We start from the raw sequence: 2,097 nt of genomic DNA on the forward strand, positions 1-2,097 counted from the left end.
GTATTACGAACAAAAGTTTAAAAAAAAAGTTATCTAGAAACACTTTTGAAAAAATGATATCATATTGGGAATAGATAAAGAGTTAGTGTCTTTTTAGGCATTAAAAAGGAGAGAAAAAATATGAAAAAAAAATTGAGTTTATTATATTTAATTATAGTAATGATTTTAGTCACATCTTGTAGTAAAAAAGAAAAAGTTGAATCTAAAAAAGAGGTTATTGCAGCTCAAGTAGGTGCAGCTAAAAGTTTGGATCCTCAAGGTACTAATGATAAACGATCACTTGAAGTTATGATTCAAGTATACGATACTTTGGTAGAAGTTGATAAAAATATGGAGTTAAAAGATGGTTTAGCTGAAAGTTGGGAGTATATCACTTCTACAAAAATTAGATTTAAATTAAAAGATGGAATTAAATTTCATAATGAGGAACCTTTAAAAGTTGAAGATGTGATATTCTCTTTAAATAGAGTTAAAAATTCTAAAATAGTTGGAGCAATTGGTGAAAGTATTGAAAGTGTTGAAAAGGTAGATAATAAAACTTTTGATATAAATACAAAATATCCAACGAAGACACTTTTAAAGTTTTTAGCTGATCCTGGAGCTTCAATTGTGAGTGAAAAGGCTGTTAATGAATATGGTAATAGTTTTGGTCAAAACCCCGTTGGAACAGGACCTTTTATCTTAGAAGAGTGGGTAACGGGAGATAAAATTGTTTTAAAAAGTAATAAAGAACATACTTTTAAAAAGCCAAATATTGATAAGTTAGTTTTTAGGAGTATCCCAGAGGCTACAAATAGAGTTATTGGATTAGAAACAGGAGAGATTGATGTAGCTTATGCTGTTTCCCCTATTGATGCAGAGCAAGTTTTAAAAAATTCGAAATTAGAATTAATGACAATAGATCCATTAGCAATAGAGTTTATTGGATTTAATATGAAGGATTCAAAGTTAAAAGATGAAAATTTAAGAAAAGCAATAATTTATGCCTTAAATTCAGATGAGATATTGGGAACAGTTTTAGGAACATATGCTGAAAGTATAAATTCACCTTTAGCTAAGAATATGTTTGGCTATACAGAGAATAGAGTGAAGTATAGTCAAGATATAGATAAGGCTAAGGAGTATTTGGATAAAGTTGAAAATAAGGAGGATTTAAATCTATCTATAACAATTCATAGTAATAGTGATAGTATGCAGATTTCTCAAATAATTCAAGCACAATTAAAGGATATTGGAATAAATTTAACTATAAATCCTTTAGAGTGGGGAACTTTTATAAGTGAAACATCTAATGGAAAGCATCAACTTTTTCATTTGGGAAAAACATCGCCAACTGGTGATGGAGAGGAAGCGTTAACTGTTTTCAATGAAAAATTTATAGGAGCTGCTGGAAATAGATTTTTCTATTCAAATCCGAAAGTTAATGAACTTTTAACTTTAGCTAAAGAGGAGACTGATGATAAAAAAAGAGAAGCGTATTATCAAGAGGTTTGCCAAATAATTCAAGAGGATGGAGTTATGGCAATCTCATTTACAAGAAAAGTTATTGCTGGAGTTAATAAAAATATATCAAATTTTGAACCACATCCAAGTGGAATGCACAGATTTTATAAAGTGGATAAAGAGGTAAAGTAATGATAGAAAAGATTAAAGTTGGTTATCAAGGGGTAGAAGGCGCATTTAGTCAAGAGGCTATGATTCAGTATTTTGGGGAAGGGATTGGAGCACAAAATTATAAAACATTTGAAGATGTTTTTATTGCTGTGAAGAATGGAGAGGTCGAATGTGGAGTTTTACCAATTGAAAACTCTACAACAGGATCAATAAATTTAGTTTATGACCTTTTAGAAAAATATAACCTTTTCATAGTGGGAGAGGTTTGTATAAGGATAATTCAAAATCTGATAGGAAATAAAGATGCTCGGTTAGAGGATATTAAAGAGATATACTCACATCCTCAAGGATTTGAACAAAGTAAAAAGTTTATAGATTCTTTAGGAGAAATTAAGCATATAAATTATCATAATACTGCTTTAAGTGTAAAATATGTGAAAGATTCAAACTCTTTAGAAAAAGGAGCTATTGGTAGCAAAAGAG

2 protein-coding genes are annotated in these 2,097 nt (G+C 29.5%); both read left to right on the forward strand.

Annotated elements, in window-relative coordinates:
• Positions 1–120 precede the first annotated feature (120 nt).
• Positions 121–1,635, forward strand: coding sequence for an ABC transporter substrate-binding protein (locus tag ACMOUI_RS07060; RefSeq protein WP_418965025.1), 1,515 nt, complete (start codon positions 121–123; stop codon positions 1,633–1,635).
• A partial coding sequence (locus ACMOUI_RS07065) for a prephenate dehydratase domain-containing protein (protein ID WP_418965026.1) occupies positions 1,635–2,097 on the forward strand: 463 nt, incomplete at its 3' end. The genes ACMOUI_RS07060 and ACMOUI_RS07065, both read left to right, overlap by 1 nt.

It is taken from the genome of Cetobacterium sp., from assembly GCF_048470075.1.
Taxonomy (GTDB): domain Bacteria; phylum Fusobacteriota; class Fusobacteriia; order Fusobacteriales; family Fusobacteriaceae; genus Cetobacterium_A.